Annotated in this window: 22 protein-coding genes; 11 read left to right on the top strand and 11 right to left on the bottom strand. The window is 72.1% G+C overall.

Translation table 11 applies throughout. From position 1 onward, the window contains the following. Window positions 1–26 precede the first annotated feature (26 nt). The 4 genes from ASE25_RS15720 to ASE25_RS15705 form a co-directional block, all read right to left on the bottom strand. Window positions 27–2951 carry an ATP-binding protein gene (locus ASE25_RS15720; protein WP_056826534.1) on the bottom strand — a complete coding sequence of 975 codons (2925 nt, stop codon included), beginning with the start codon at window positions 2949–2951 and terminating at the stop codon, window positions 27–29. Then, window positions 2948–4096 carry a hypothetical protein gene (locus ASE25_RS15715; protein WP_056826533.1) on the bottom strand — a complete coding sequence of 383 codons (1149 nt, stop codon included), beginning with the start codon at window positions 4094–4096 and terminating at the stop codon, window positions 2948–2950. Before ASE25_RS15715 ends, ASE25_RS15720 begins: the two co-directional genes overlap by 4 nt. Before the next feature lie 2 nt (window positions 4097–4098). Then, a complete protein-coding gene (locus tag ASE25_RS15710; RefSeq protein ID WP_056773897.1) occupies window positions 4099–5154 on the bottom strand; it encodes a trypsin-like peptidase domain-containing protein in 1056 nt (351 codons plus the stop codon). Between the two features lie 273 nt (window positions 5155–5427). Continuing rightward, window positions 5428–5973 (bottom strand): NADPH-dependent FMN reductase, encoded by a 546-nt coding sequence (locus ASE25_RS15705; RefSeq protein ID WP_235508705.1) that lies wholly within the window; start codon window positions 5971–5973, stop codon window positions 5428–5430. 251 nt (window positions 5974–6224) lie between these two features. Between ASE25_RS15705 and ASE25_RS15700 the strand changes: the two genes are divergently transcribed. After that, window positions 6225–8030, top strand: a complete 1806-nt coding sequence (locus ASE25_RS15700; RefSeq protein ID WP_082619599.1) for a CotH kinase family protein — start codon at window positions 6225–6227, stop codon at window positions 8028–8030. Between the two features lie 70 nt (window positions 8031–8100). On the opposite strand, the gene ASE25_RS15695 is transcribed toward ASE25_RS15700, so the two are convergent. Beyond that, the gene (locus ASE25_RS15695; protein WP_162260613.1) at window positions 8101–9309 is read right to left on the bottom strand and encodes an acyltransferase; all 1209 of its coding nucleotides are present in this window, start codon (window positions 9307–9309) and stop codon (window positions 8101–8103) included. 289 nt (window positions 9310–9598) lie between these two features. Continuing rightward, entirely contained in the window at window positions 9599–11584 is a 1986-nt protein-coding gene (gene acs, locus ASE25_RS15690) for an acetate--CoA ligase (protein WP_056826530.1), read from the bottom strand. Window positions 11585–11883: 299 nt separating this feature from the next. On the opposite strand from acs, the gene ASE25_RS15685 reads away from it, so the two are divergent. After that, the gene (locus tag ASE25_RS15685) at window positions 11884–13548 is read left to right on the top strand and encodes an alkaline phosphatase (RefSeq protein ID WP_056826529.1); all 1665 of its coding nucleotides are present in this window, start codon (window positions 11884–11886) and stop codon (window positions 13546–13548) included. An 88-nt stretch (window positions 13549–13636) separates the two neighbouring features. Here the strand turns inward: ASE25_RS15685 and ASE25_RS15680 are convergent, their stop codons facing one another. Beyond that, complete coding sequence (locus ASE25_RS15680; protein WP_056826528.1) at window positions 13637–14689, bottom strand: hypothetical protein; 1053 nt, start codon at window positions 14687–14689, stop codon at window positions 13637–13639. A 189-nt stretch (window positions 14690–14878) separates the two neighbouring features. Here ASE25_RS15680 and ASE25_RS15675 point away from each other — a divergent pair, with 189 nt between their 5' ends. Continuing rightward, window positions 14879–15742 carry a 1-acyl-sn-glycerol-3-phosphate acyltransferase gene (locus ASE25_RS15675; protein ID WP_082622905.1) on the top strand — a complete coding sequence of 288 codons (864 nt, stop codon included), beginning with the start codon at window positions 14879–14881 and terminating at the stop codon, window positions 15740–15742. Here ASE25_RS15675 and ASE25_RS15670 read toward each other — a convergent pair. From ASE25_RS15670 to ASE25_RS15660, 3 genes are all read right to left on the bottom strand, one after another. Next, a complete protein-coding gene (locus tag ASE25_RS15670; protein WP_056826527.1) occupies window positions 15706–16248 on the bottom strand; it encodes a nucleotidyltransferase domain-containing protein in 543 nt (180 codons plus the stop codon). The two genes, ASE25_RS15675 and ASE25_RS15670, sit on opposite strands and share 37 nt — an antisense overlap. A 51-nt stretch (window positions 16249–16299) precedes the next feature. Then, the gene (gene trpS / locus ASE25_RS15665) at window positions 16300–17451 is read right to left on the bottom strand and encodes a tryptophan--tRNA ligase (RefSeq protein WP_056826526.1); all 1152 of its coding nucleotides are present in this window, start codon (window positions 17449–17451) and stop codon (window positions 16300–16302) included. A 162-nt stretch (window positions 17452–17613) separates the two neighbouring features. Beyond that, window positions 17614–18543 carry a hypothetical protein gene (locus ASE25_RS15660; RefSeq protein ID WP_056826525.1) on the bottom strand — a complete coding sequence of 310 codons (930 nt, stop codon included), beginning with the start codon at window positions 18541–18543 and terminating at the stop codon, window positions 17614–17616. A gap of 53 nt (window positions 18544–18596) precedes the next feature. Between ASE25_RS15660 and ASE25_RS15655 the strand changes: the two genes are divergently transcribed. From ASE25_RS15655 to ASE25_RS15620, 8 genes are all read left to right on the top strand, one after another. Then, window positions 18597–19553, top strand: coding sequence for a Fic family protein (locus ASE25_RS15655; RefSeq protein ID WP_082619595.1), 957 nt, complete (start codon window positions 18597–18599; stop codon window positions 19551–19553). A gap of 702 nt (window positions 19554–20255) precedes the next feature. After that, the gene (locus ASE25_RS15650) at window positions 20256–21044 is read left to right on the top strand and encodes a hypothetical protein (protein ID WP_056826524.1); all 789 of its coding nucleotides are present in this window, start codon (window positions 20256–20258) and stop codon (window positions 21042–21044) included. Beyond that, a complete protein-coding gene (locus ASE25_RS15645; protein ID WP_082622904.1) occupies window positions 21041–22381 on the top strand; it encodes a TadA family conjugal transfer-associated ATPase in 1341 nt (446 codons plus the stop codon). Before ASE25_RS15650 ends, ASE25_RS15645 begins: the two co-directional genes overlap by 4 nt. Beyond that, window positions 22378–23385, top strand: a complete 1008-nt coding sequence (locus tag ASE25_RS15640) for a type II secretion system F family protein (protein ID WP_056826523.1) — start codon at window positions 22378–22380, stop codon at window positions 23383–23385. Before ASE25_RS15645 ends, ASE25_RS15640 begins: the two co-directional genes overlap by 4 nt. Further along, on the top strand, window positions 23382–24212 hold the full coding sequence (locus tag ASE25_RS15635; protein ID WP_157623457.1) for a type II secretion system F family protein: 831 nt from the start codon (window positions 23382–23384) through the stop codon (window positions 24210–24212). Before ASE25_RS15640 ends, ASE25_RS15635 begins: the two co-directional genes overlap by 4 nt. Window positions 24213–24287: 75 nt before the next feature. After that, on the top strand, window positions 24288–24491 hold the full coding sequence (locus ASE25_RS15630) for a DUF4244 domain-containing protein (RefSeq protein WP_056826521.1): 204 nt from the start codon (window positions 24288–24290) through the stop codon (window positions 24489–24491). 41 nt (window positions 24492–24532) lie between these two features. After that, window positions 24533–24856 carry a TadE family type IV pilus minor pilin gene (locus ASE25_RS15625; RefSeq protein ID WP_056773860.1) on the top strand — a complete coding sequence of 108 codons (324 nt, stop codon included), beginning with the start codon at window positions 24533–24535 and terminating at the stop codon, window positions 24854–24856. Beyond that, window positions 24853–25233: an Rv3654c family TadE-like protein gene (locus ASE25_RS15620; protein WP_056826520.1), complete on the top strand. Its 381-nt coding sequence runs from the start codon at window positions 24853–24855 to the stop codon at window positions 25231–25233. The genes ASE25_RS15625 and ASE25_RS15620 overlap by 4 nt, the downstream gene beginning before the upstream one ends. A 67-nt stretch (window positions 25234–25300) precedes the next feature. Here the strand turns inward: ASE25_RS15620 and ASE25_RS15615 are convergent, their stop codons facing one another. Beyond that, window positions 25301–25765, bottom strand: a complete 465-nt coding sequence (locus ASE25_RS15615) for an Rrf2 family transcriptional regulator (protein WP_028785748.1) — start codon at window positions 25763–25765, stop codon at window positions 25301–25303. Window positions 25766–25992: the final 227 nt, after the last annotated feature.

Genomic DNA, 25992 nt, shown 5'->3' with positions numbered 1-25992 from the left:
CGCGTGATGCGGTGGCCCGTCAGCGGTCAGCTGTCGGCGTTGTAGTCGAACGACGGACGGTCGGCCTCGCCCTGCCAGTACTTCTTCACCGACTCGCGCAGGTCGAGGTCGTCGGGCAGAGCCTTGACGGCCTCGGCGAGCGCGTGGCCCTGCACCGCCGACGACAGGTCGCCGACGTCGGGTGCGGTCTCCTCCTCGTCCTCGTCGAGGTCTCGGTCGGTCGGTCCGATGGTGGGGTCGCTCTCGATCGTTCGGCGGATGTTGGCCTGGATGACGTCGAGGGTGCTCGCGTCGTGGCCCGAGGCGTCGTCGCCGGCCGAGGTGACCCCGACGTGGAGGGAGGCGTCGGCGAGCAGGCTCGGCACGGCGTCCCCGAGCTCTGCCGCGAGCTCGCGCACGAGACCGGGGTGGCTCGCCTTGTCCTGCTCGGTGAGCCCGGCCGCCTCGGCGATGAGCTCACCGCGCAGACGGCGGGTCGCCGACTGCGACCCGAGGCCTCCCTGGCGCCGGACCATCCGCAGGACGCCGACGCCGGCCGTCAGCGCCGCGGACCGCGCCCCGAAGTCGGTGGCGCTCTCCCGGGCGTCGACGAAGAGCCGGGCCGCCCGCTCCAGGTCGCCCGCGTCCTCCGCGACGCGGCCGCCGACGATGCACAGCTCGATGTAGTCGAGCGACAGGGGACGCTCCTCGGCGGCGCTCACCGCCGCGTCGACCTCGGCCATCGCCTCCTCGTGACGGCCGAGGGTGGCCAGCGCCTCGATGCGCAGTCGGCTGACCTCGACGAGGCGCGGCTGGCGGTCGTCGGCGGCGAGGAGGTCCCAGGCGGCGGCCGGGCGACCGGAGTCGAGCAGCGACCTGGCCTGCTTCGTGGCCTGCCGCGCCCAGGCGGTGTAGTCGGCCTCGGCGAGGTCGGCGGCGTCGACCTCGAGCCGCAGCTTGCCGGCGAGGTAGACCCGCGACGACGGCGGCAGCTCGCTCATCGCCGGCTCGAGGAACGGCCCGGCGCCGCGGTCCCAGTGGGCGTCGAGCGTCGACGAGGCCTGGCCGAGCATGAGCCGGTGGTAGAGCCCCTCGATGCGGTCGTCGGTGCCGGAGCGGGCACCGTAGAACGCGACGGCGCGGCGGTGGATCTCGGCAACCCGCTCCGGGCTCTCCGCGTCGAGCAGCGGCAGCATCTCCTGGCGGACGTCGGCGCGGTGCACGAGGACGCCGGAGCGCGACTCGGTGACGAGCGAGACCTCTCCGCGCAGCATCTCGAAGAGCTCGGCCGCCCGCTCCGGCGCGAGCTCCCCGAGACCGCACGGCACCGCCAGGACGTCGCTGATGACCTCACGCGTGATCTGCCGGACGACGAGCCCCGGGTTGGCGAGCGGCCGGATCGGGCGGGCCACGTGGTCGAGAATCCGGCGGTAGAGCACGCCCTGCACCTGCTCCGCCCGGAGGTCGAAGAGCAGACGCCGTCGACCACGTTTCGTGGCGAGCACGGAGGGACCCTCGCGGCGCATGAGGTCGGCGGCGAGCCGCAGGCTCAGCGGGTTGCCCGAGACCTGCTCGACGACGGAGTCCACGAGCGCGTCGGTCACCGGGAGGTCGGCGACCGCGCGGCGCAGGAACTGCCTCGCCTGGGTGTCGTCGAGCCCCTCGAGCGGTCGGTTCTCGACCTGCAGCTCGGTCACCTCGGCCCGACCCGCGACGACGACCCGCAGCGACGGCAGCTGACGCTGGAGGCTCTGCAGCGTGCGGTTGAGACGGCCCAGGGTCGAGCGGCGCCGCCGCTGCGCGACCTCGAACGTGTCGAGGACGACGAGCACCGGCTTGCTGCCCCAGGCGCGCCGCAGCCGCTGGCTCAGCTCCATGAGGAACGAGTCCTCGTCGACGTGCCGACGCACGGCGTCCTTGGTGCCGAGCCCCCGAGAGCTCGACGTCTCGCGCTGCAGCGCCGCCTCCGCCTCGACGACGGCGACGATCTCCCGGCGCAGCTCGCCGAGCGGCCCGGCGAGGTCAGTCGACTGGAGAGCGAGCTGACGGCACACCTCGGCGATGAGCCCGATCGGGAACTCCGGGTCGAGCTCGGCCCGCTCGAAGCTGAGGTATGCGAAGGGCATCGGCGGGCGCGCGGCTGTCCCCTCGATGTGGTCGAGCACGAAGGTCGCGAGGAGGGTCGACTTGCCGACGCCGCCGGGGCCGTGGAGGGCGAGGGGGAGGCCTCCGGGTCCACCCATGACGTGGGCCTCGAGCTGGGCCAGCTCGACCTCGCGTCCGACGAAGTCCGGCGTGGACACCGCCCGCAGCGGGGTGAGGACGTTGGCGAGGTCGAGGGCCGACTGCACGTCCGCGGCGGCCGGCAGGTCGAGCCCGAGACCCTCCAGCCAGACGGCGGCCTTGAGTATGCCGGTCAGCTCGGCCGGCGCGAGCGCGCGGAGCGTCGTGTCCCCGTGGATCAGACGGACCGCCATCCGGTGGGTCACGTCGTCGGGTGCGGGGGCGACGGCCCACCGCCCGGTCGTCAGCGCGACTGCCCGGCCGGGGCCGAGTGACCTCAGGACGTCGGCGCGCACCTCGGGCCGCAGGCGCCATGCGCCCCCTCCTGACCTGGTGGTGACGAGCTCGCAGTCGGTGCCGATGAAGCCGTCGATCTCCTGGTGTCGCGGGGTCTCTCGCGTCGTACGGCCTTCGAGGGCGTCGACGGTGAAGTAGTCGAGCAAGGCGACCCGCTCGCGCAGGCGCTGCCGAGCGGGGTCCGGGGCGGCTGCGTCACTGGTGGGGCCCGTCGCGGCAGGCTCGACGTCCCTCGTCGACGAGGGCACGGCGGCTGCCCCCGAGGCCTCCGGCGCGGTGGGCTGGGGCCTCGGGGCTGACGGTGCCGACCGTGCCGACGCCCGCTGGGCCAGCCGGGCCCGGACGTCCTCGGCCGTGACGACGGGGGTCCGCCCGGACGGGGACCCGCTCACGGGAGCGCCCCGAACACGTCGAGACAGAGGGCGTACGCGCTCGGACCGAGCTCGACCAGCCGGCGGTCGGCGACGGGACCGCCGTCGCTGACCAGCTCGTCGAAGACGGCGTCGACTGCGTCAGCGCCGGGTGAGATGCCTTGCGCCCGTGTCGCGTACGCGCGGATGAACGCCTTGACGTCGTCGTCGCCGGGGTGGCGGAGGGGCTCGACGAGGGCCTGGTCCGGCTCGGAGAGGGGGTCGTCGTAGCCGAGCACGATGACGCGCACCGGCCCGAGGTCACGGACCGCGGCCGACTGCGCCAGCTCCATGACGAGCTGCAGCGCCGCGGCCGTGGCGGTCGTCCGGTCGAAGCCGTCGAAGACGAGCCAGCAGTCCTGGATGTCGCCCTTGGCGGCCACCTCCGCCACGAGCCAGTCCTTGAAGAGCCACACGACGGTCTGCGGCTGGGCGGTCGGGTCGAAGTTCGGCGCGGGCTCGCCGACGACGAAGCGCGCGACCGTGTCGGCCAGCTCACGGACGTCGATCGGGCTGCCGGCGCGGCGGGCGGCGTCGACGGGGCTGACCTTCGCCTTCGTGCCGTTCGGTGGCACGGCGTTCTCGGATACGTAGCGGATGAACTGGCGGGTGTGGGTCTTGCCGGCACCGCTGGGGCCTCTGACGAGCAGCGCCCGCCTACCGCCGGGTCCGAGCATCCGCTGCACGTGGCCGCGCAGGTCGGTGCGGTCGATGAGCGGCACGTCGTCCCAGAGGACCGCGGCGGTGAACATCGCCCCGACCGCCTCGGCCACGGCGGCCACGGCTCCGGCCACCACCGGCTGCGACTGACCCGACTGGGGCGGGATCTCGACGACCTCGTGATCGGTCGGCTCCGCCGCGAGGTCCTGGAAGATCCGGTCGGCGCCGGCGTCCTGGGAGATGGCGATGAAGAGCAGACGCAACCGTTGCTGCTTCCACGCCGTCTCGAGCACGTCGATCCACAGCTGCGACGCCTTCTGCTCCCAGAAGATCTGGTCGCGCTGCACGCCGGCCGCCAGGGCCAGCTCCTGGATCGGCTGCTTCTCGAAGTAGCGGGACCCGAGTCGCTCCACGACGTACTGCCCGGCCGGGGTGCCGGGGTCGAACCGGTGGTCGAGGTAGCCCATGATCAGGCCGCCCCCTCCAGGACGACGCCTGCGGCCGCCAGGCCCTCGACGACGCGCTCGATGCGGACTCCCTGGTTGTAGATGCGCCGTCGGCCGCCCACGACGTCCGTCTCCCACCGGTGGTGCAGCCCGACGAGGCGCCACTGCTCGTCGAAGACCGGCGAGCCCGACGAGCCGCCCTCGGTGTCGGTGAGGTAGCCGATCCTGTCGTCGTCGACCTTGACCACGGTGTTGTGCACCATCCCGATCTGCTTCACCCGCCCGTCGGGGTGCTGGATGATGTAGACCCGGTCCGCCACCGCCGGCGTCGGTGCCCCCGCGATCTCGATCGGGCGCGCTTGTGCCGGAAGGGGACTCGCGACCTTGACGACTGCCCAGTCGTGGTCCTTGCGCCCCACGATCGTGCCCTGGTCGCAGGCGATGACCTGTGGCTCCCGGGTCGCCCCTGCGAACGACCGCTCGTAGCCGTACCACGCCTCGACGGTCGTGGCCGGACCCTGGTCGTCGAAGAGGACGTGGTGGTTGGTGAGGAGTAGGTCGTCGGAGATGCGGAATCCCGTTCCGTTGTAACGCATCTCGTCGTTCAGCGTGACGACGAGCTTGACGACCGACGGGCTGATCTCGATGCCGCGCTGGAGGAAGGACACGTCGAGCAGGGTCGACTGGGCCCCGATCTGGCGCTCGAGCCCGTCGGGGGTGGGGTCGCTCTTCCAGGCGATCGGCTCGTCGGGAGGAGGTGCCTCGGCGCTCGGTGTCGCTGCCAGCGTGTCGGCGAGGAGCGCCTCGAGCATGGGCCGGATCGCGGCCGAGTTCGGCTCGCGGATCACCACTGCGACGAGGACCCTGAGGCGGTCCTGCTTGCGGGCGACGTCGAGCACCTCCTGCCATGCGGCGGCCGTCGGTTGCAGGAGGTTGACGTACGCCTCGGAGATGCCGGACTTGCGCAGGACCATGCGCAGGTCACCCGCCGTCGGGAAGGTCTGGATCAGCGCGGTCTCCAGCTGCTGCACCTTCGGGTCGGTGAAGTCGAGCGGGAGCGCGTCGAGGACATGGGTCATGGCGCGACCTCTGCCGGCCCGCGCAGCTGTGTGCCCATCACAACCGCCCTCCCATCCGTGGCACCCGTCCAGTCAAGCACCGGGCACGCCTCACTTCAGGCGAATCGACCGAACGGCGTACCTGTCAGACGGAGCGCGTGGGGGCGGGTCTGATACTCCGGCAGACGCCCCGGCGGCGGGGGAGCCCGGCGGAGTGACGGCATACGCCATCGGGGAGCGACGACGGGGGCCGCCCGTGGTGGGCGGCCCCCGTCGGGAGTGCGTGTGCTGGGGTCAGGCGGTGGCGCCGACGGGCTCGTCGACCTGGGCGGCCAGCGCGTCGAGGAGCGCGCCGAGCTCGGCGCGACGCTCGTCGGTGACGTCGAGCTCACCGGCGGGGGAGACGTCCTGGGTGAAGACGAGGCCGGTCGAGCCGACGACGTCGGCCTTGACGTGCTGGAGGACCTTCGTGAGGTCGGCGGTGGCGTCACTCGCGCCGCTCCAGCCGTAGCCGACGAGGGCGATGGGCTTGGCGTCCCACTCGGCGAAGAGGTAGTCGATGGCGTTCTTGATCGGCGCCGGGAAGCTGCGGTTGTACTGCGGCGTCACGACGACGATCGCGTCGGACTCGAAGACCTTGGAGGCCCAGTCCTTCGTGTGCGGCTTGGCGTAGTTGCCGTTGCGCGGCATGTCCTCCTCGTCGAAGAAGGGCAGCGACGACAGGTCGAGCAGCTCGACCTCCCACTCGCTCGCGGGTGCCTGGGCGGCCACCCACTCGGCGACCTTCGGGCCGATGCGGCCGGGGCGGGTGGAGGACACGACGATACGAAGTTGCTTCACGGTTCAACCAACTATCACGGGTCGTCGGGCATTCCTGACGCCCCGGTGCTGCGGCTGTGACCCATGCCACAGGGCCGGTCGGTGGTCCTGTCGGTCGGGGTGCGGCGATTGAACGCCGGGAATGCACGATATTTCAGACTTGAGATAAACAAATGAGAAAAAGAAGGCATTGTCATGAATTGCACTTGCGACTAAAGGTCGACAATTCCCAAACCGATCTCGCACGCCTTTAGTAGCTGCATTCTTTGCTTATGAGAAACCTTCGAGTTGCGAGCCTGTCGCTCTTCGCGACGCTGGCCCTGGTGGGGCCCGCCGTGGCCGCGACCGCGGCCGTGCCCACGCCACCCGCGACGGTCACGGACCTGCCGACCGTCTACGTGACGCTGACCGACCTGCCCGCGAAGGACTCCCTGAGTTTCATCCATGCCAACAAGGACGTTCCCGTCGCCAGCCAGGTCGACGTCGCCGACGGCACGACCACCCAGACGCTCGCGTGCACGACACTGCCCACGGACGTCGCCCCCCTCGGCGTCGGCTGCCCGACCATCAAGGGCCACGGCAACTTCACCTGGACCCTCGACAAGAAGTCCTACCAGCTGAAGTTCGACAAGAAGACCGCGATCCTGGGCATGCTGCCGGGCAAGACGTGGATCCTCATCGCCAACCGGGCCGACCCGTCACTCATGCGCAACAAGGCGACGCTCGAGCTCGCCCGCCAGTTCGGCATGGTCGCCACCCCGGAGTCGCGGTTCGTCGACCTCGTCGTCAACGGCCAGGATCTCGGCAGCTACCTGCTGACCGACAAGGTGACCGTCACGAAGTTCGACCCGACCAAGCCGGACAGCCACGTCGCGCTGACGAGCCCCCAGGGCGTCCTCGTCGAGATGGACAGCCACTTCGGCGCCGCCGAACCGATCCACTTCACGACGGCCAGGAGCAGGTCGATCTTCACGCTCAAGGACTCCTATGTCGGGTTCAAGAACGACCCGGGAGTGGTGCTCGATGCCGACACCCAGGCCGGGTGGGACGACGTCCAGAGCACGATCAACACCCTCGAGGGGCTCCTCTACGCACGGAATCCGGACTGGACCAAGATCAGCGCCCTCATCGACGTCGACTCGTTCGTCAAGTACTACTTCGTCTCGGAGTTCGTCGAGAACCCTGACGTCGCGTTGTCCAGCGTCTTCTTCTACAAGGACGGCCCGACCGACAAGCTGCACGCCGGACCGGTCTGGGACTACGACATCTCCCTCGGCAACTACGCCACCACCAACCGCGGCGGCAACCCCACCGAGGACTACGTCAAGAACGAGCTCCTGACGATCAAGGGCAACGGCCCCTTCGACTGGTGGACGCAGCTCTTCCGCAACCAGGCGTTCGCGGCGCAGGCCAACGCGACGTACGCGACGCTGAAGCCCTTCGTCAACGACGTGCCCTCCACGATCGACGGTTACCAGACGCAGCTGCTGCAGTCGGCCGCCCACAACTTCGTCGTCTGGCCCAACATCCTCGGCCAGACCTCGGTGATCGCCTTCAACGGCGGGCACTCGCCGATCACGTCGACCTGGGCCGCCGAGGTGGCGCTGCTCCGCTCGTGGGCCGCGCAGCGCGCCTCGTACCTCGCCCATGCCTACGGTGCGAACGTGCCGGTCCTGCGCTACTCCGCCCACGTGCAGAACATCGGCTGGCAGCCCACCGTGTCGACCGGTCAGATGACCGGGACGACGGGTCGGTCCCTGCGCGCCGAGGCGATCAAGATCACCGACACCAACACGACGACGACCGGGTCCGTCGTCGGCAACGCTCACGTGCAGAACATCGGCTGGATGGGCTACCAGGCTCCCGGCGCCGTCATCGGCACGGTGGGGCGGTCGCTCCGCATGGAGGCGATCCAGCTGAAGCTCACGGGCAACCTCGCGACGCGCTACACCATCAGCTATCGCGTCCACGTGCAGAACATCGGCTGGATGGGCTGGGTGTCCAACGGCGCGACGGCCGGCACGACCGGGCGCTCGCTGCGCCTCGAGGCGCTGCAGATCCGCATCGTCAGGAAGTGACGGTCGCCGCGACCGGGCGTCCGGACCCAGGGCGTCCAGGGTCCGGCTTCGGGCGGGAGGCGGAACCGCGTCAGAGCAGGCGCTTGACTCCCGGCACGCGTCGCAGGAGCAGGACGATGACGTACGTCAATGCGAGCACGGCCGCGATGCGCATGAGCAGGACCACCGTGCTCCCCGCCGTGTGCTCGCCACCGATGACGGGCCACTCGAAGGCCCACAACAGGATCGTGAGGTGGAGCGCGAAGACTCCCATCGTCGCGTCACCGAGGGTTCGCGCCAGCGAGCTCATCCGGGGCGAGGCGAGACGGTGCAGCGGTCCGTCGCGCCGGATCACTCCTTGGAAGAGGAGAAACAGTGCCGCCGAGTAGACCATCGCCGTGATGCTGTAGTACCAGGCCGGGCTCATCGTCTCGAGCCACTCCGGTGCGTCAGGGTTGCGCCACTGCCACGGCATGAGTGCTCCCAGCGCGACAACCACGACGAGCGACCCGGCCAGCGCTCGGCCTCGCAGGACGACGCCGCGCAGCGCCCAGCCGAGCAGGAAGTAGCCGAGGTAGGGGACCCACCACGTCCAGGCCGTCTCGACGAACACGTCGGGGGTGTCGCGCCACTGCGCCGTCGCCTGGCTCACGGCTGTCATCAGGCACCCGAGCGTGCCCACGACCAGCATCTGGCGGCGCGTCGCCTGTGCCACGAAGGGAATGAGGAACGGTGTGAGCACCGCCAGGCCGAGCACGATCCAGAAGAAGTAGAGGGCGCCGTAGAGCTTGCCGCTCAGTGCCTGGGCCGCGGCGTCGCTCAGCCCCAGGTCCTGGTCGAGGAGGAGCACGCGCACGAGGAAGTACCAGGCGTGCCAGAAGACGATGGCCGGCAGGAGCCGGAGGGCGCGCTTGCGGAGGAACTCACGCGGCCCCTGGTAGCGGGCAGGGTCGAGCAGCAGGGCGCCGCTCAGCATGACGAACACCGGGACCGCGAAGACCCCCAGGACGTCGAGGTAGATGGCCGTGGTGCCACGCAGCGTGCCCCGGGCCCCGGGCTCCAGCGCGTTGTAGCCAACAGTGTGGATCGTGACCACTGCGGCGATGGCCACGAACCGCAGCCATGAGATCCACGCCAGGTCCGGTCGGGGACGCGCCTGCGTCGCGTGCGTCTGGACGCTGGTGCGTGCATCCTCGACGACCGCGTCAACGCTCTGACCCGAATCGCCGACGAGGACGGCGCCGCCTGGGCGCGCCGGGTCGACGAGCTCGGGCCGGCCCCCGTGTGCAGAGGTGCTCATCAGCACGTCCGCAGGTCGACGTGTGCGCGGCATGCACGGGGGACGGGCTGTGGGTGAGTGGGGCGCACGGGACTCCATGGACGAGGTGCTGTGTGGGGGTGGGGCTCGGACCCGGCGCAGCGGCGGACGACCGGGCCCTGGTGTGGCGCGCCGGTACAGCCGGGGGGCCACGCCACCGCAGGGTACAGGCACACGGCCTCTCGGGCCTCTTCACGCCGACGCCGCCCACTCCCGCAGGTGCGCGGGAGGGGCGGCATCGGCATCGGGTTGGGCGCCGGTGATCGATGGGTTAGTCGGAGGAGACCGTCGACATACCTGTCTTGATGAGCTCCATCACCGAGCTGTCGGCGAGCGTCGTCACGTCGCCGACCTCGCGACCCTCGGCCACGTCACGCAGGAGGCGCCGCATGATCTTGCCGGAGCGGGTCTTGGGCAGCTCGCTGACGATCATGATCGAGCGCGGCTTCGCGATCGGGCCGATCTCCTTGGCCACGTGGTTGCGCAGCTCCTGGACGAGGTCCTTGCCCTCGCCCACCTCGTCGGCCTCCTCGACGAACTCCTGGCGCAGGATGACGAACGCGCACACGGCCTGGCCCGTCGTCTCGTCGTTGGCGCCGACCACCGCGGCCTCGGCGACCTTCGGGTGCGACACGAGGGCCGACTCGATCTCGGCCGTCGAGAGGCGGTGGCCGGAGACGTTCATGACGTCGTCGACGCGGCCGAGCAGCCAGATGTTGCCGTCGGCGTCGTACTTCGCGCCGTCGCCGGCGAAGTAGTACTTCTCGCCGAACCGCGACCAGTACGTCTCCTTGTAGCGCTCCGGGTCGCCCCAGATGCCGCGCAGCATCGACGGCCACGGCTTCGTCAGCACGAGGTAGCCGACCTGCTCGGGCATCGTGAACGGCTTGCCCTCGTCGTCGAGGATCTCGGCGCTGATGCCGGGGATCGGCTTCTGCGCCGAGCCGGGCTCGAGGGTCGTGACGCCGGGCAGCGGGCTGATCATGATGGCGCCGGTCTCGGTCTGCCACCACGTGTCGACGATCGGGGCGCGTCCCCCGCCGATGTGCTTGTGGTACCAGAGCCACGCCTCGGGGTTGATCGGCTCGCCGACCGACCCGAGCAGCCGCAGCGAGCTCATGTCGAACTTCGCCGGGATGTCGGCGCCCCACTTCATGAAGGTGCGCACGGCCGTCGGAGCCGTGTAGAGGATCGTGACCTTGTAGTCCTGCACGATCTCCCACCAGCGCCCCTGGTGCGGCGTGTCAGGGGTGCCTTCGTACATCACCTGCGTGACGCCGTTGGTGAGCGGCCCGTAGACGATGTAGGAGTGACCGGTGACCCAGCCGATGTCGGCGGTGCACCAGTAGACGTCGGTGTCGCGGTGGACGTCGTGGACGACGGCGTTCGTGTAGGCCGCCTGCGTCAGGTAGCCGCCGGTCGTGTGGAAGATGCCCTTCGGCTTCCCGGTCGTGCCCGACGTGTAGAGGATGAAGAGCGGGTGCTCGGCCTCGAAGGGCTGCGCCTCATGGGTCGGCGCGGCCTTCTCGAGGGCCTCGTGCCACCAGACGTCGCGGTCGTTCCACGCGGTGTCCTGGCCGGTGCGCTTGACGACTAGCACGTGCTCGACCGACGTGTCGTCGTGGTCGAGAGCCGCGTCGACCGCGGGCTTGAGGGCCGACGGGGCGCCGCGGCGGTAGCCGCCGTCGGACGTGATGACGACCTTCGCCTTGGCGTCGTCGATGCGCGAGTGCAGGGCCTCGGCCGAGAAGCCGCCGAAGACGACGGAGTGCGGGGCGCCGAGTCGGGCACAGGCAAGCATCGCGACCGCGGCCTCGGGGATCATCGGCAGGTAGATCGCGACGGTGTCGCCCTTGCCGACGCCGAGGTCGGCGAGGGCGTTGGCCGCGCGCTGCACCTCGGCGTGGAGGTCGGCGTACGTGATGTCGCGGGTGTCGCCCTCGGGCTCACCGACGAAGTGGATCGCGACCTTGTCGCCCCGCCCCGCCTCGACGTGGCGGTCGACGGCGTTGACGCACGCGTTGAGCTCGCCGTCGGCGAACCACTTCGCGAAGGGCGGGTTGCTCCAGTCGAGCGACTGCGTGAACGGCGTGCTCCACGTCAGGTAGGTGCGGGCCTGCTCGGCCCAGAAGCCGTCGTGGTCATCGGCCGCCTGGTCGTAGAGGTCGGCCGTGCCGTTCGCCTGCGCGGCGAACTCGGGCGGCGGCGGGAAGGTCAGTCCCTCATGGACGAGGTTCTCGAGCGGCTCTTCGCTCACTGGTGTCACCCTTTCGCATCGACGATGGTGCGGTCGCGCCGCCCGCGCACGTGTCGGCGGGGTCGACGTGGTTGATGCACAACTCAAACGCAGGCTAGTTCGCGCTTCAAGGGCGGAGTGAGCCGGGTCTCATCGCTACCGACGAGTAGCCCGCCGAGCGGTCCGAGTCCGAGGACGAGCGGTCGGGCCCATGGGCACCCGCGGGGGGACCACGGCATACGCCATCCGGCCCCAACGCTTCACCTGAGGTTCTCCGCGTGGTGGGCTGCGGCGGCCGCGGAGTCACAAATGTGGACGACATGGACACGACTCACCAGCTGCCCTCTCGCCGAACCCTTCTCCGTGGTGGCCTCGCCACCGGGACCGTCGCCCTCGCCGGGGCCGGCGTCGTCCTCGACAGCCGTCCCAGCGCGGCGGCCGTCGTCCCGGCCGCCAACCCCTTCACCCTCGGCGTCGCCAGCGGCGACCCCGAGCCCGACGGCTTCGTCCTCTGGACGCGCCTCGCCCTCGACCCGCTCGCCGCCGACGGACTCGGTGGTATGCCGTCCGCGACCTACCAGCTGAACTGGCAGGTCGCGTCGGACGACCGATTCGCCGACGTCGTCAAGGCGGGATCGGTTGCGGCACAGCCCGGTTGGGCCCACTCCGTGCACGTCGAGGTCCACGGCCTCCGACCGGGCCGGGAGTACTTCTACCGCTTCCGTCTGGGCAAGCACCTCTCCGAGCCCGGTCGGGCGGTCACCGCGCCGAACCCGTGGGAGACCCCGTCGGCGCTCGCCATGGCGTTCGTCTCGTGCTCGAACTTCCCCGCGGGCTACTTCACGGCCTACGGGCGCCTCGCGGAGGAGCGGCCGGACGTCATCCTGCACCTCGGCGACTACCAGTACGAGGGCGGCGGCAACGGCGTCGGCCGCAACCATGCCGGCCCGGAGACGACGACGCTCGCCGGCTACCGGCAGCGCTACGCGCAGTACAAGAGCGACCCCGACCTCCAGGCTGCGCACGCCGCTGCGCCGTGGCTCGCCGTCTGGGACGACCACGAGGTCGACAACAACTACGCCGGGGACGTCCCCGAGAAGGTCGCCGAGACGCCGACGTTCCTCCAGCGCCGGGCCGCGGCCTACCGCGCGTACTACGAGAACATGCCGCTGCGCCGCTCGTCGGTGCCGGACGGCCCGAACCTCGACCTCTACCGCCGCGTCCGGTGGGGTCGGCTCGCGAACTTCCACATGCTCGACACGCGCCAGTACCGCTCCGACCAGGCCTGCGGCGACGGCTACAAGGACTGTCCCGCGGCGGACGACCCGACGCGCTCGCTGCCCGGGATGGAGCAGGAGCAGTGGCTGCTCGACGGCTTCCGGCAGTCGGAGGCGCAGTGGGACCTGCTCGGCCAGCAGGTCTTCTTCGGGCAGCGCGACAACGACGCGACGGCGCGGACGACCGTGTCGATGGATGCGTGGGACGGCTACCGCGCGTCGCGTCGGCGGGTCACCCAGGGCTGGCTCGATGCCGGAGTGCGCAACCCCGTCGTGCTGACCGGCGACGTGCACGCCCACTGGGCCTCGGACCTCTACCTCGACTGGGACCAGCCCGGCGAGGTCGTCGGATCGGAGCTCATCACGAGCTCGATCACGTCGGGCGGCAACGGCTACGACAGCCCGACGGGCCAGCACCCGTGGGCCACGTGGAACCCCAACCTGCGCTTCTGGACCAACCTGCGCGGCTACGTCTCGACGACGATCACCCCGTCCGAGCTGACGGCGCGCTTCCGGTGCGTGCCGGTCGTGACGACACCCGGCGCGGAGGCGTTCACCCGCGCGGAGTTCGTCATCGACGACGGCATCCGCGGCTTGCGGCAGACCGCCGACCACCCGCTGCCGACGAGGACCCTGCGGCGCTCGACCCCGAGTCAGGAGCAGATCGTCGCCGACACGATCCGCGAGGAGACCCACGGCAGCGCCTGAGCGCCCACCCCGTCGGGTGGCCCCCCGCCACACCCGGCGCCTCACCCAGGTCGGGTGCGGTCCCGGCCCGTGCCGGGACCGCACCCGCTCAGGACTTGTTCCGCGGCACGTAGACGACGAGCCGCTCGGCGAACCCGGACCCGAAGGCGCCGAGCACGATGAGCAGGTCGGCGTGCGCACCGGGGAAGGTGATGAGGCCACCGGCCGCCGCGAAGTAGAAGGTCAGCGCCGCCACCGAACCGATCAGGGCGTGCACGACGGCGGTGGTCAGCGACCCGAGGTGCGACGGAGGCTGGGCCCGCGGGCGGGCGCACAGGCGCTGCATCGCGCTCGTCACGGCGCCGATGGTCCCGGCGACGGCCGCCGACGAGGCGAGCCACGGCGTGTCGAGCGCGGGCGACCGCGTGCTCAGGTGGGCCCAGATGAGCCAGCCGGCGACGGCGAGCAGCCCGAGGAGGATCACCGACAGCCAGATCCGCTGGGCCGTGTTGGCCTCCATCGCGGTGTAGCGGCTGCTGTTGAGGTCGTTGCGGATCCGCCGCGCCTCGCGCAGGTACTCCCGGTCCGCCCGAAGGTCCGACGGTGTCGACCGGCGGGCGGGAGGCTCCTCACCCGGGTCATTGGCACCCGTCGCCGCCGTGCCCGTGGAGCCCGTGGAGCCCGCGGTACCCGTAGGGCCCGTAGGTCCGGCCGACATCCGGCGCAACAGGTCGAGCGCGGCCTCACGCCACCAGCCGGCCTCCTCGTCGAGCGCGATCTCGCACCGGAGGCTGTGCCGGGCGGCCTCGAGCTGGTGACGCCCGAGGAACGAGACCTCGAGCTCCTCGGCCCGGCTGACCAGGGCCCACCCCTTGCCGGCGTCGTGCTGCTCGCGCGCGACGGCTGCCTTGTCGAGGAGCAGGAGCACCTCGTCCTGCGGGTCCGGGCGGTCGCGGGCGTCGTCCCGGCCCTCCCACGCCTCGGAGGCTCGCAAGGGCTGTCCCGCCAAGCGCGCCCGGACGCTCTCGATCTGCCAGTCCAACCGGGCGAGCTCACGGTCGCGCCCGGTCACGTGGTCCTGCACCCAGAGCAGGGCCGGGCGCCACGACGACCCGCGCTGCGCCGCAGGCGTCACCGCCAGTCCCACCGACGCCTGTGCCATGTCCGTCCTCCCAGATGGTCCCCGCGGAGGCGGCCGGTGCCGCCTTCCATCGGGACAGACGGCCCGGCGCGACCGGGTGATACGCCGGTCCGCTGCGACCGGCCCGAGGGCTCGGCTGCCGCGCCCGAACGCGGCGCCGCCGACGTGTCGCTGCCCATCCGATCGGCGGTCCTGCGACGAAGATGGGGTGTGACCGACCGGACCTATCGCCTCGTCATCCGCGCTGCCCTCGGCGTCTTCGCGGCGCTCGGGCTGCGCATCGACGTACGGGGCGCCGAGCACCTGCCGCGCGAGCGTGGCGCGGTGCTCGCCGCCAACCACGTGGGCTTCCTCGACTTCCTGTTCGTCGGCCTCGTCGGACGACAGCGGGGTCGCTTCGTCCGCTTCCTCGCCAAGCAGGGCGTCTTCACACCACCGGTCGTCGGCGCCGCGATGCGGGCGATGGGGCACGTGGCCGTCGATCGCGCACACGGTGAGGTCTCGCTGCGCCACGCCGTCGCGAGGGCCCGGGCCGGTGAGGTCGTCGGTCTCTTCCCCGAGGCGACGATCTCGCACTCGTGGCAGCTGCGGCCGTTTCGTCCCGGCGCGGCCGCGGTCGCGACGTGGTGCCAGGTGCCGCTCATCCCGGTGGCCGTCTGGGGCAGCCAGCGGATCCTCACCGTGGGTGGTCGGTTCAGCCTCCGCCGGGGCACGGCCGTCACGATCGTCGTGGGCGAGCCGCTGAGTCCCGCGCCCGACGCCGAGCCGTATGCCGTCTCGGAGCAGCTGCGGGACCGCCTGCAGGTCGTGCTCGCGGAGGCGATGGACGCCTATCCCGACCAGCCGAAGGACGACGCCGACCGCTGGTGGATCCCCGCCTCCCGCGGGGGCACGGCGCCGGGTTCCGAGGAGGGTCTGCGCCTCGACGAGGAGGGTATGCGCCAGGCAGACCTCGCAGCCGAGGCGCGGATCCAGCGCTCCCGCAAGCGCGCCCGCCTGCGTCGCATCCGGCGCAGTCGAGTCACGACGGGTGGCGCTCAGGCGCCCCCGTCGATCCGTGAGAGCGCCTCATAGTCCGCTCGGTCCTTGGCCTCGTCCTGCTCGTCGTCGACGCGGGGCCGCCTCTTGTCGCGAACCATGATCTCGAGAGCCGGGACCCGCGCCGTGACCCCGTCGAGTGTCTGCCGTGCGTCCCCGAACGGCTGCTCGGACCACACGGCGGCCTCGGGCTCGAACGGGATGACGACCCTCCCGCCCTCGTCGACCACGAAGGTCAGCTCGAGCAGCACCCCGGCACGCACGTAGCGCGTGCCCACGACCTCGTCCTCGAACGGCGTGTGCAGCCAACCGTTTCCGACGAGGGCAGCGTGCAGCGCGGGGCCGTCGTCGCGCCGGACGGCCAGGTCGACGTCATCATGTGGACGCGTGACGCGGCCCACCCAGAAGTCGACACCCCAACCCCCGAAGAGCCAGTGCTGCACACCGGCACCGTCGAGGAGCCGGCCCACATCGGCGATCGCCGCGAGCTGCTCCTGCGGTGTCGCGCCGGCGAGATCGCCCGGCTGCGTGTCGTTCTCCATGGCTCAGGCTAGGGCCGTCGGGGCCGGGCACGCGATGTGGTTTTGCGGGTCTCAGTAGCTCATCCCCATCACCGCCCGCACGGTCGCCAGCGTCCGCTCGGCCACCTCGTTGGCGCGCGCGTTCCCCTCGTGGAGCACCGAGGTGACGTATGCCGGGTCGCGGGCGAGGTCGGCCCGCCGCGCCCGGTGCCCGGCAAGGGACTCGTTGACCGCATCGGTGACGACGCGCTTGAGGGCTTGGGCGCCGCCGTCGCCGACCCGCTCGGCCACCGCCTCCGGTGCCTCGTCGAGGAACAGTCCCGCGATCGTCAGCAGGTTCGCCACGGCAGGACGGCCCTTGGGGTCGAACGTGATCCGTCGCTCCGAGTCGGTCCGCGCGGCCCGCACCCGGGCGGCCGTCTCGTCGGCGCTGTCGCGCAGGTTGATGACGTTGCCCTTGCTCTTGCTCATCTTCGTGCCGTCCGTCCCGAGCAGCAGTGGGACCTCGCTGAGCAGGGCCTCGGGCTCGGCGAAGACGCTGTGCCCCGCGGCATACCTCTGGTTGAAACGGCGCGCGATGGCTCGGGTCTGCTCGAGGTGCGGCAGCTGGTCCCGGCCGACCGGCACGATCCGGCTGTGGCAGAAGAGGATGTCGGCTGCCTGGTGCACCGGGTAGGTGAGCAGCAGGCCCGACAGCGGCCGTCCGTCGGACAGGGCGAGCTCGTCCTTGACCGTCGGGTTGCGGCGCAGCTCCGCGTCGGTGACGAGGGACAGGAACGGCAGCATGAGCTGGTTGAGGGCCGGCACCGCGCTGTGCGTGAAGATCGTCGTCCGGTCCGGGTCGAGGCCGGCGGCGAGGTAGTCGAGCACGAGCCCCTGGACGTTGGCACCGATCTCGCCGACCGAGTCGCGGTCGGTGATGACCTGGTAGTCGGCGATGACGACGAACGTCTCGACCCCCTTCTCCTGCAGCCGGACCCGGTTACGCAGGCTGGCGAGGTAGTGGCCGATGTGGAGCGGGCCGGTGGGGCGGTCACCGGTCAGCATCCGGAAACGTGCGGCGTCCTCGGCGTCCTTGGCGGCATCGGTGGCGTGCTCGTCGATGAGCGCGTCGAGGACGGCGCTGCGCTCCAGGGCCACGGCATACGTCGCCCTCTCGTCGGCGTCGCCGGGGGCGAGCGGTGCGGCGGGGCGGGTCGTGCTGCTGGTGATGGTGCTGGTCATGGTCTCTCCTGGTGTGGTGGGTGGCCCACGGGAGAGACCTCGCCGCACGTCGTGGACATGCGAGGAGCCGCCCGTGGGCGGCTCCGGATCTCGGGTTGGTTCGACGGGCCGCCTCAGCTGGGCAGCCACCACGCGCGGGTCGGTGCGACGGTCGAACTCATGTCAGTCAGGATACGCGAGGAGCACGCGCTCGGCGATCAGCGTGACCCACGGGCTCGGCGCACCCACCCGCTCGTTGGGCACGTGGGTCAGGCCGGGGTAGGCGCGGCTCGGTGTCCAGCGGCCGTCGGCCCGGCGCCGAGCGTGGATGATCGACAGCGCCTCGTCCATCCGCCCGTCGCGCGGGATGCCTGCAGCTGCAAGGGAATCCAGGCCACGAAGGATGTCGTAGTGCCACCGGGCCGGGTAGTGCAGACCCGTGAACTCGGCACGGATCACCTCGCCGGTGCGCTCGCTGCGCAGGAGCCGGTGACGCAGGAGGAACTCGGCGGCCGACGACCGGGCCCGCTCCAGCTCGTCGGCGCGGTAGGCGGCCCCGGCGCTGAGGTAGGCGGTGATGCCCTCGATGACGCACACGGTCGTGTGCACGGACGAGTGCGTGACTCGAACACCAGGACGGTTGTGCCGACAGTTGAAGCCCCCGTCCGCCACGACCTCGCGCAGCAGCAGATCGACGACGCTGCGCAGCTCGTCCTCGGACGCGCCGAACCGGCTCGCGTAGCCCAGCGCCATGCCGTTGATGCAGGCATCGCTCGGCTTGGCGGGCGGCGACGGGCTGACGCCGCCGTCGTCGGCCTTGCAGCCGTCGAGGATGAGCCCCACCGTCTCCCGGGCTGCCGCGTTCTGCGGGGCCAGGCCGATCTGGCCGAGCTGGAGCAGCGTGTAGTGGCTCGACGTCCACTTCGGCCGGTAGAACCCTCGACCCCAGTGCCCGTCGGGTGCCCGCGCGGCGAGCAGCGCTGCGCCGACACCCTCCGTGGCGATGCGGGCCTGGAGGCCCGGGTCCTCGCGCCCGAGCAGGTCGCGCGTCGTGACGTAGGCCACGGCCACGTCGCCGGCGAGCAGCCAGTCGATGACGGGGGGAGTGGCCACCGTCTCATCGTGACAGGCAGGGTCGGCCCCTCGACAGATCTAGGCTGACAGGCGTGCCAGACCCGATCCCGAGCCGCCCGACCTCGAGCCTCCCCACCTCGAGCCGCCCGACCCCGGGCGCGACCCCCTCGAGCACGACCTCCAGCCCGTCCTCCCAGCAGAGCGTGCTGCTCGACCAGCTCGCGGCGCTGACCGACCTGCCCGACGTGCGCGCCCGCGCCGACGCAGCCCGGGACGCCTGCACGAGGCTCCGCTTCCACGAGGCCCTGCGCCGACGCATCCCGGAGGCCTCGGCCGAGTCCCGGGTGCGGGGTGCCCAGGCGAGTGCGGCGCTCGACGGTGCCGAGTTCCCCGTCGAGGTCGTGCGCGAGCTGATGAGCGGCGCGCGCGACTGGCCCGACGACCTCGACCCCGGTCTGCGCACCCTCAAGGGCGCCGTCTCGGCCACGGCAGAGAGCGAGCGCGTCGTCGCGCTCGTGCGTACCGCGCCCCTCCAGGCGCTGGCTCGGCTCCACGTCGCCGCCGCGTCGCCGGTCGTGAGCGGTGACGCCCTCGGCCGTCCGCGCATCGGTGACGAGGGATGCACCGAGCTCGTCGACCTCGGGCCGGCCCCGCCACCGACCGTCGTCGCCGCACGCCTCGCCTCGCTCTCCGACGTCGTCGTCGCCGCGGCCGGCAGCAACCGCGTCCCGGCGTCCGTCGTGGCGGCCCTCGTGCACGCCGAGATCGCCGCGATCCGCCCTTTCGTCCACGGCAACGGGCTCGTGGCCCGGGCCATGGAGCGCGCGCTCGTCCAGGCCCTGGGGCTCGACCCGACCGGAGTCGCCGTCCCCGAAGCCGGCCACGTGGCGAACGGTGGGCCGGCCTACCTCGGTGCGCTCACGGCATACGCCCAGGGTGGCGCCGCAGGCGTCGGCCTCTGGCTCGCCCAGGCAGGAGAAGCGATGGTCCGCGGGGCCGCGGAGGGGGAGCGGATCAGCGACGCGGTGCGGGCGGGACGACTCACCTGAGTCATCTGAGCCCTGGCTGACAGGCCGGGAGCGGCGATTCGTGCGGGATGTCCACCGGGGTGGACAGTTTCTTGCCGCCGCGGCGACGAGGGGGGTGTCGCCACGCCGACGGCGTGGAGTAGAACGGAGTCAGGAACCACATCGCCGAGAGGCGTAGATCCGGATCCACGCAGAACAGATGTCTCGAGAAGAGGCCGAGTACCCACGCGAGAGCAGTTCCCTTGGAACAGTCCACCCCCGGGCGCACAACCGGGGCGACACTATCGAGAATGCACGCCTGGTAGCCCGGAGCTTCTCTGGAGGCCCTCCGACCGTTGGTCGGGGGGCCTCCGCCTTGTGTGGGAAGATCTGTCGGCGCCTTCGGAGTTGAACGTTTCTGTCGTGTCGTGACAAATCGCGAGAAATCACCGCGTGTCGTGACTTCTCGGTTTGCAATCCGAAGGACTAGCGTCCAGCATTGTTGGTGGTGCTCCCCTCATGGGTCGAGCACCGACGCGATCTGGCCCCTCCCCCCCGGTGCCAGTCTCGTGAGGTGGCCTTCGTCTTCCCCCGGACGAAGGCCACCACTATTTTCCGGGCCGGTTGCCTTCGGGCGCGTGCGGCTGGGTCGGCTTGTCCACATCCCCTCGGGCGCAGGGCCGGGTATCCACCGGCTTGCCTATGCCGCTGGGCCGGCTCCGTCCCGTGCGTGACGGTGGGCGCATGGGAAACGTCATCGCCTTCGTGCCGGCCTCTGGTGGGGTCGGGTCCTCGACCCTCGCGGCTGCGGTCGCCGTGCGCGCCGCCGCGGCCGGGCGCTCGGTCGTGGCCGTCGACCTCGACCGCGTCTCAGGGTCTCTCGACGTCGTCTTCGGCCTCGAGCAGGAGCCGGGGTGGCGCTGGCCGGAGCTGGCCGACGTGGCGGGCGTCGTGGACGGGCTCGGGCTCGCCGACGAGCTCCCGGTCTCGTGCGGGGTGCCCGTGCTCTCGGGGAGCGGCGGCTCCGGGTGGGTGGGTCCGCTCGACGACACCGACGACGGGTGGGCGCAGAGCCTGCCCGACGTCGTGGCCGGCCTGGCCGACGCGCATGACCTGACGGTTCTCGACCTGTCCCGAGACCCGTCCGTGCTGGCCCGCGTCGGGCTGCTCGTCGACGCGGTCGTCGTCGTGTCCGGCACCCAGGTGCCGCAGCTCGCGGCCACTGCCTCCGTCGTGTCCGGCGTGCGCGGCCTGCTCCGCCGTCTGCGTGACGCCGGGCGGGCGTGGGAGGCCCAGCCCCTCCTGCCGATCGAGCCGTGGGTCGTCCTGCGCGGTGCCCACACCGAGCCCGACCTCGAGGACCTCGTCATGGACGGCCTCGACGTGCCGCTCGTGGCCACGGTCGGCGACGACCGGCGCCTCGTCTCCGAGGTGGCCGAAGGACTGCCGCCGGGCGCTCGGGGACGCGGCGAGGTCGTGCGTGCCGCTGACGAGCTGCTGCTGCGGCTCACCGACCAGGCGGTCGCCGCATGAGCGTCCAGCCACGGCCCGGCGGCTCGCTCACGCCGGCGGTGTGGCAGCGCGTCCGCGACGGCATCGGTCCCGACGGCGCGGCGGTGGCCGAGGTGGCCACCCAGGAGCGTGGTGCGCTCGGAGCCCACCGTGTCGCCGAGACCCGGTCGGCGCTGGCCTCGCGGGTGCTCGGCGCCGGACCGCTCGACCCCTGGCTCGCCGAGCCGGGCGTCACCGACATCGCCGTCAACGGCGACGGACGCATCTGGGTCGACCGTGGGCACGGCATGGAGTGGGTGGGCGAGCGGCTCGATGCCGACGACGCCCGAGGTCTTGCCGTCCGCCTGGCCGGCATCGCGGGGCGCCGCCTCGACGAGGCCAGTCCCTGGGTCGACGGGCAGCTCCCGTCCGGCGCTCGGCTCCACGCGATGCTGCCGCCGCTCGTCGACGGTGGCCCGCACATCACGATCCGGGTGCCGCCCGGGGAGCCGGTCTCCCTGACCGAGCTCTGCGGTCGCGCGATGATGCCCCCGGAGTGGGAGCCCGTGCTGCGCGCCGTGGTCGCCCGGCGGCTCGCGTTCGTCGTCTCGGGCGGCACGGGAGCCGGCAAGACCACCCTCCTGGCGGCACTGCTCGGCTGCAGCGACCCGGTGGAGCGGCTGCTCGTCGTCGAGGACGTGCGCGAGCTGACGGTCGACCACCCTCACCTCGTCCGGCTCGAGGCCCGACCAGCCAACGTCGAGGGCGCCGGCGAGGTCACGTTGACGACGCTCGTGCGGCAGGCGCTGCGCATGCGCCCCGACCGGATCGTCGTCGGCGAGGTCCGGGGGGCCGAGGTGCGGGAGCTGCTGGCCGCGCTCAACACCGGCCACGAGGGCTGGTGCGGCACGGTCCACGCCAACGCCCCGGCCGACGTCGTGGCCCGGTTCGAGGCGCTCGGTGCCCTGGCGAGCTTGGGGCCCGATGCGGTCCGGGCCCAGCTGGCGGCTGCCATCGACGTCGTCGTGCACGTGACGCGCGACCACGGGGGGCGGCGCGTCGCCTCGGTGGCGGCGCTCTTCCGTCGCGACGGCAACCCCTGCATCGTGCCCGCGCTCGAGTGGGACGGCCCCGGTCACGAGCCCCGATGCGGTCCGGCGTGGCCGGCGCTCGCCGGCCGGCTCGGGCTGGAGTCGGAGCTCGTTCGGCCGACCGTGATGGCGCCCCCGGCTCTGACCTCGACCCCGCAGACGGCATCGGCCCCGCCGCCGGACCCGGTCTCGCGGCCAACGGCATCGGCCCCGCCGCCGGACCCGGTCTCGCGGCCAACGGCCCCGGCCGCGCCACCGATCCCGGCCTCGGCCGCGGAGGCGTCGTGAACGCCGGTGCCGTCGGGGCGCTGGCCGCGCTCCTGCTCGGTCTGGCCGTGCTCCTGTGGCCGAGCGGGGTGTCCGCTCGGGCGACCGCGGTCGACCTCTGGGGAGGTGAGTCTCCCGGAGGTGAGGCGGGCGCCCGGCTCTCCGGTGGCTTGGCCGGCGGGCACGGTGGTGGGCCCGGGCGGCACGCCGCACTCGGCTCGGCAACCGACGGGTTCGCAGCCGGCCAGGGTGGAGCAAGCCTGTGGCGTCAGGACCCGGTCGACCTCTACCGGCGCTGGCGACTTCGCCGACGGCCGGGAGCGCTCGTCGACGACGTCCTCGACCTGCTGCGCGGCATCGGTCCGGCCCTCGGGGCGGGCCTGACGCCGAGCCGTGCCATCGAGCTCGCGGCCACCTCGACGCTCGGTGCCGAGCGGGTCCAGCTGGCCCGACAGGCCCATGCCCGACAGGACCATGCCCGACAGGACCAACGGTCCCGCGCGCGCAACAGCCGGCACGCGGCCTCCCTCTCGGCTCCCGGCCGACCGTGGTCGTCCGGCGGCACCGCACGCGGCGATGACCGGCCGGCCGCCGACATCGACCGGCTCGTCGGCAGCCTTCTCCACGCGAGCCACCGCGCCGAGCCGACCTCGCCGGTCTGGGCCGAATGGGCGGCTCGCAGCGCATCCGCTGAGCTGGCACTCGTCGCGGCTGCCTGGCGCCTGTCCGAGACCACCGGCGCCCCGCTCGCCTCCGCGGTCGACCGTGCGGTGGGTGGGCTCCTCGACGCTCGCACCCGTCGGGGCAAGGTCGCGGTCGCCGTGGCCGGGCCCCGGGCCACGGTCACCGTCCTGACCCTCCTGCCGCTGACGGGCCCGATCTTCGGGCTGGCCTGCGGCATCGACCCGGCGACGCTCTACCTCGGGTCTCCGATCGCGACGGTGTCCGTCGTCGCCGGGGTGCTTCTCGTCTGGGTCGGTCGGGTCTGGTGCTCCCGGATGGTCCGTCGGGCGGTGCGGCCATGAGCGCACTCGTCGTTGCTCCTGCCGCCGATCCTGGCGTCGTCGAGGCGATCGCCGAAGCCGTTGCCCTCACCGACGTGGTCCTCGGCGGACGTCTTCTCGGAGTCATGGCGGCCGGCCTCGCTGCCGGTGCGGTGCTCGTCCTGCTCGGCGGTCGCGGTCACCCGGTCGTCAGCGCCGGCCACGAGACGCCGAGCATCGCCGTCGGGTCGAGTTCGACAGACCCGACCCGCTCGACAGATCCGACCGGTTCGACCAAGGCGGCCCGCCTGACCGGTTCGACCCACCCGACCGGTTCGACCTACGGCATCGGCTCGACGGACCGCTCCCCAGCCGCGAACCGTGGCGGCGCAGTGGCGGCCTCATCCGGCAGCACGAAGGACGACGGGAGGCGGGCCACCGACGCCGAGGTGTCCTCTGCCCTCGCTCTGCTCGCCCTGGCGTACCGGTCGGGCCGACCCACGTGGGACGTGCTCGAGGCGGTGGCCACCGGGCTGCCCGGGCGCGCGTCCACGGACCTGCGGCAGGTCGCGGCTGCCCTGAGGTGGGGAGCGACCGACGCCGATGCCTGGGCCTCCGTCGGGCCCACGTGGTCGCCGGCCGCACGCGCGGTGGCCATCTCCCACCAGGCAGGCGTGCCGCCCGGAGCGATGTTGCTCGCTGCCTCGGACGACCTGCACTCCGCTGAGCTCGAACGCCTCGAGGTCTCGGCGGCCAAGGTCGGCGTCCGCCTCGTCGCCCCGCTCGGCCTCGTGCTGCTCCCGGCGTTCTGCCTGACCACGGTGGCGCCGCTCGTCATCGCCCTCGCGGGTGACCTGCTCGCTGCCTGACGTGGCACCCGAGCATCCCACCACCAGGGGACACAGCGTCCCGGGCACCCCGCCCGGGCGAGGAGAGGAGAACCCATGACCCATCAGCTGATCCGACGACTCACGCGTCGCCGACTGACCTCCGGACGCCGCGACCGCGGGATGACGACGGCGGAGTACGCCGTCGGCATCATGGCGGCCTGCACCTTCGCGCTCGTGCTGCTCGGAGTCGTCAAGTCCGATGCGGTGCGCGGAGCCCTGGCGGGCATCGTCCAGAGCGCCCTGGGGATCGCGGGGTGAGGTCGCGACGCCCTCGACCCGCACCGGGTCGGGAGCGCGGGATGGTGACGGCGGAGCTCGCCGTCGCCATCCCGTCGGTCGTGCTCCTCCTCGGCTTCTGTCTCGTCGCGGTCAACGCCGCCGTCGACCAGATCCGGTGCGTCGACGCTGCCCGGGTCGCCGCACGAGCGGCGGCCCGTGGCGACGACCCGGCGCGGGTCCGTGACCTCGCCGTCGAGACGGCGCCCACGGGCGCTCGCGTGCAGGTCTCCGGCGTCGGTGGGGGAGTCCGGGTCGTCGTCTCGGCCCGCACCGGCGGCTGGGGGCTGCTGCCCGGCTGGGAGCTCAGCGCCTCAGCCGTGACACCCGTCGAGTCGCCGTCATGACGACCGTGCCGATCGTGCGGGTCGGGCCGACACGTCCCCAGGGCGAGCGTGGCGCGGCGAGCGTCCTCGCGCTGTCGGTCGTGGCCGTGGTGCTCGTCCTCACCATGGGCGGTCTCGTGGTGGCCTCCGTGGTGGTCGCCAGCCACCGGGCTCGGGTGGCCGCCGACCTCGGCTCCCTGGCCGCCGCATCGGCGATGCAGGACGGTGCGGACTCGGCTCAGGCGTGTGCGGTGGCGCACCAGGTGGTTCGCGCGAACGGTGCTGCGACACAGGCGTGTTCGTCGATGGGGGCAGACGTCGAGCTGCGCGTCACTGTCCGGGCCCGGCTGTGGCCCGAGCCTGCCACGGCCCGCGCCCGTGCGGGTCCCCAACGCTGACGGTTGGGGGCTGACGTCCGGCACGATGACGGCAGAGCACTGACTGCCGAACAGTGACGGTCGGACGTCAGCGGTTCTGCCAGGCGTCCGGGGCTGTGAGCAGCTGACGCACCCGGTCCGGCAGGTCGCCGGTGCGGAGGTCCTCGAGGGAGGTGTCGTCGAGCACCTCGCGCAGGCTCGCACGGACCGCCACCCAGAGGCTCGGCAGGTGGGTGGCGACACCTTGGTACTCCGTCTCGTGCGGTCGCAGTCCGCGCACCTCGGCGAGCGGACCGTCGACGGCGCGGAAGATGTCGCCGACGCTGATCTCCCCACGCGGCCGCCCGAGCACGTAGCCGCCGCGGGCACCGCGACGGCTCAGGACGAGGTTGCCGCGGCGCAGGTCGGCGAAGATCGCCTCGAGGAACTTGCGCGGCAGCTCCTGCCGGGTCGAGAGGCTGTCGATGCTGATCGGGCCCGAGCCCTCCGCGTCCGACTCGGCGAGGATGAGCATCGCGCGGACCGCGTAGTCGACTCGTGCCGAGATGTCCACCCATGCAGTCTGCCGCACCCGCGGTGACCTCCGCGCCAATCGGGCCCACCGGCGACGTGGCGCCGATGTCCGGGACCGCGGCGGGACGACAAGAAGTGAGGACGTGACCACTCGATGGGTGGCGAAGCATCGGGGTGTGACGACGGGGCCACTCGACGGTGCGGGTGTGACGACGGGGCCAGTCGACGGGGGGCGACGCACCGGGTGCGACTGAGGCGGCGAGGTGT

Origin of the sequence: Terrabacter sp. Root85 (assembly GCF_001429185.1) — a bacterium.
GTDB lineage: Bacteria > Actinomycetota > Actinomycetes > Actinomycetales > Dermatophilaceae > Terrabacter.
The sequence above is the reverse complement of the archived record's forward strand: the minus strand, read 5'-3'. Positions and strand labels throughout refer to the sequence as shown.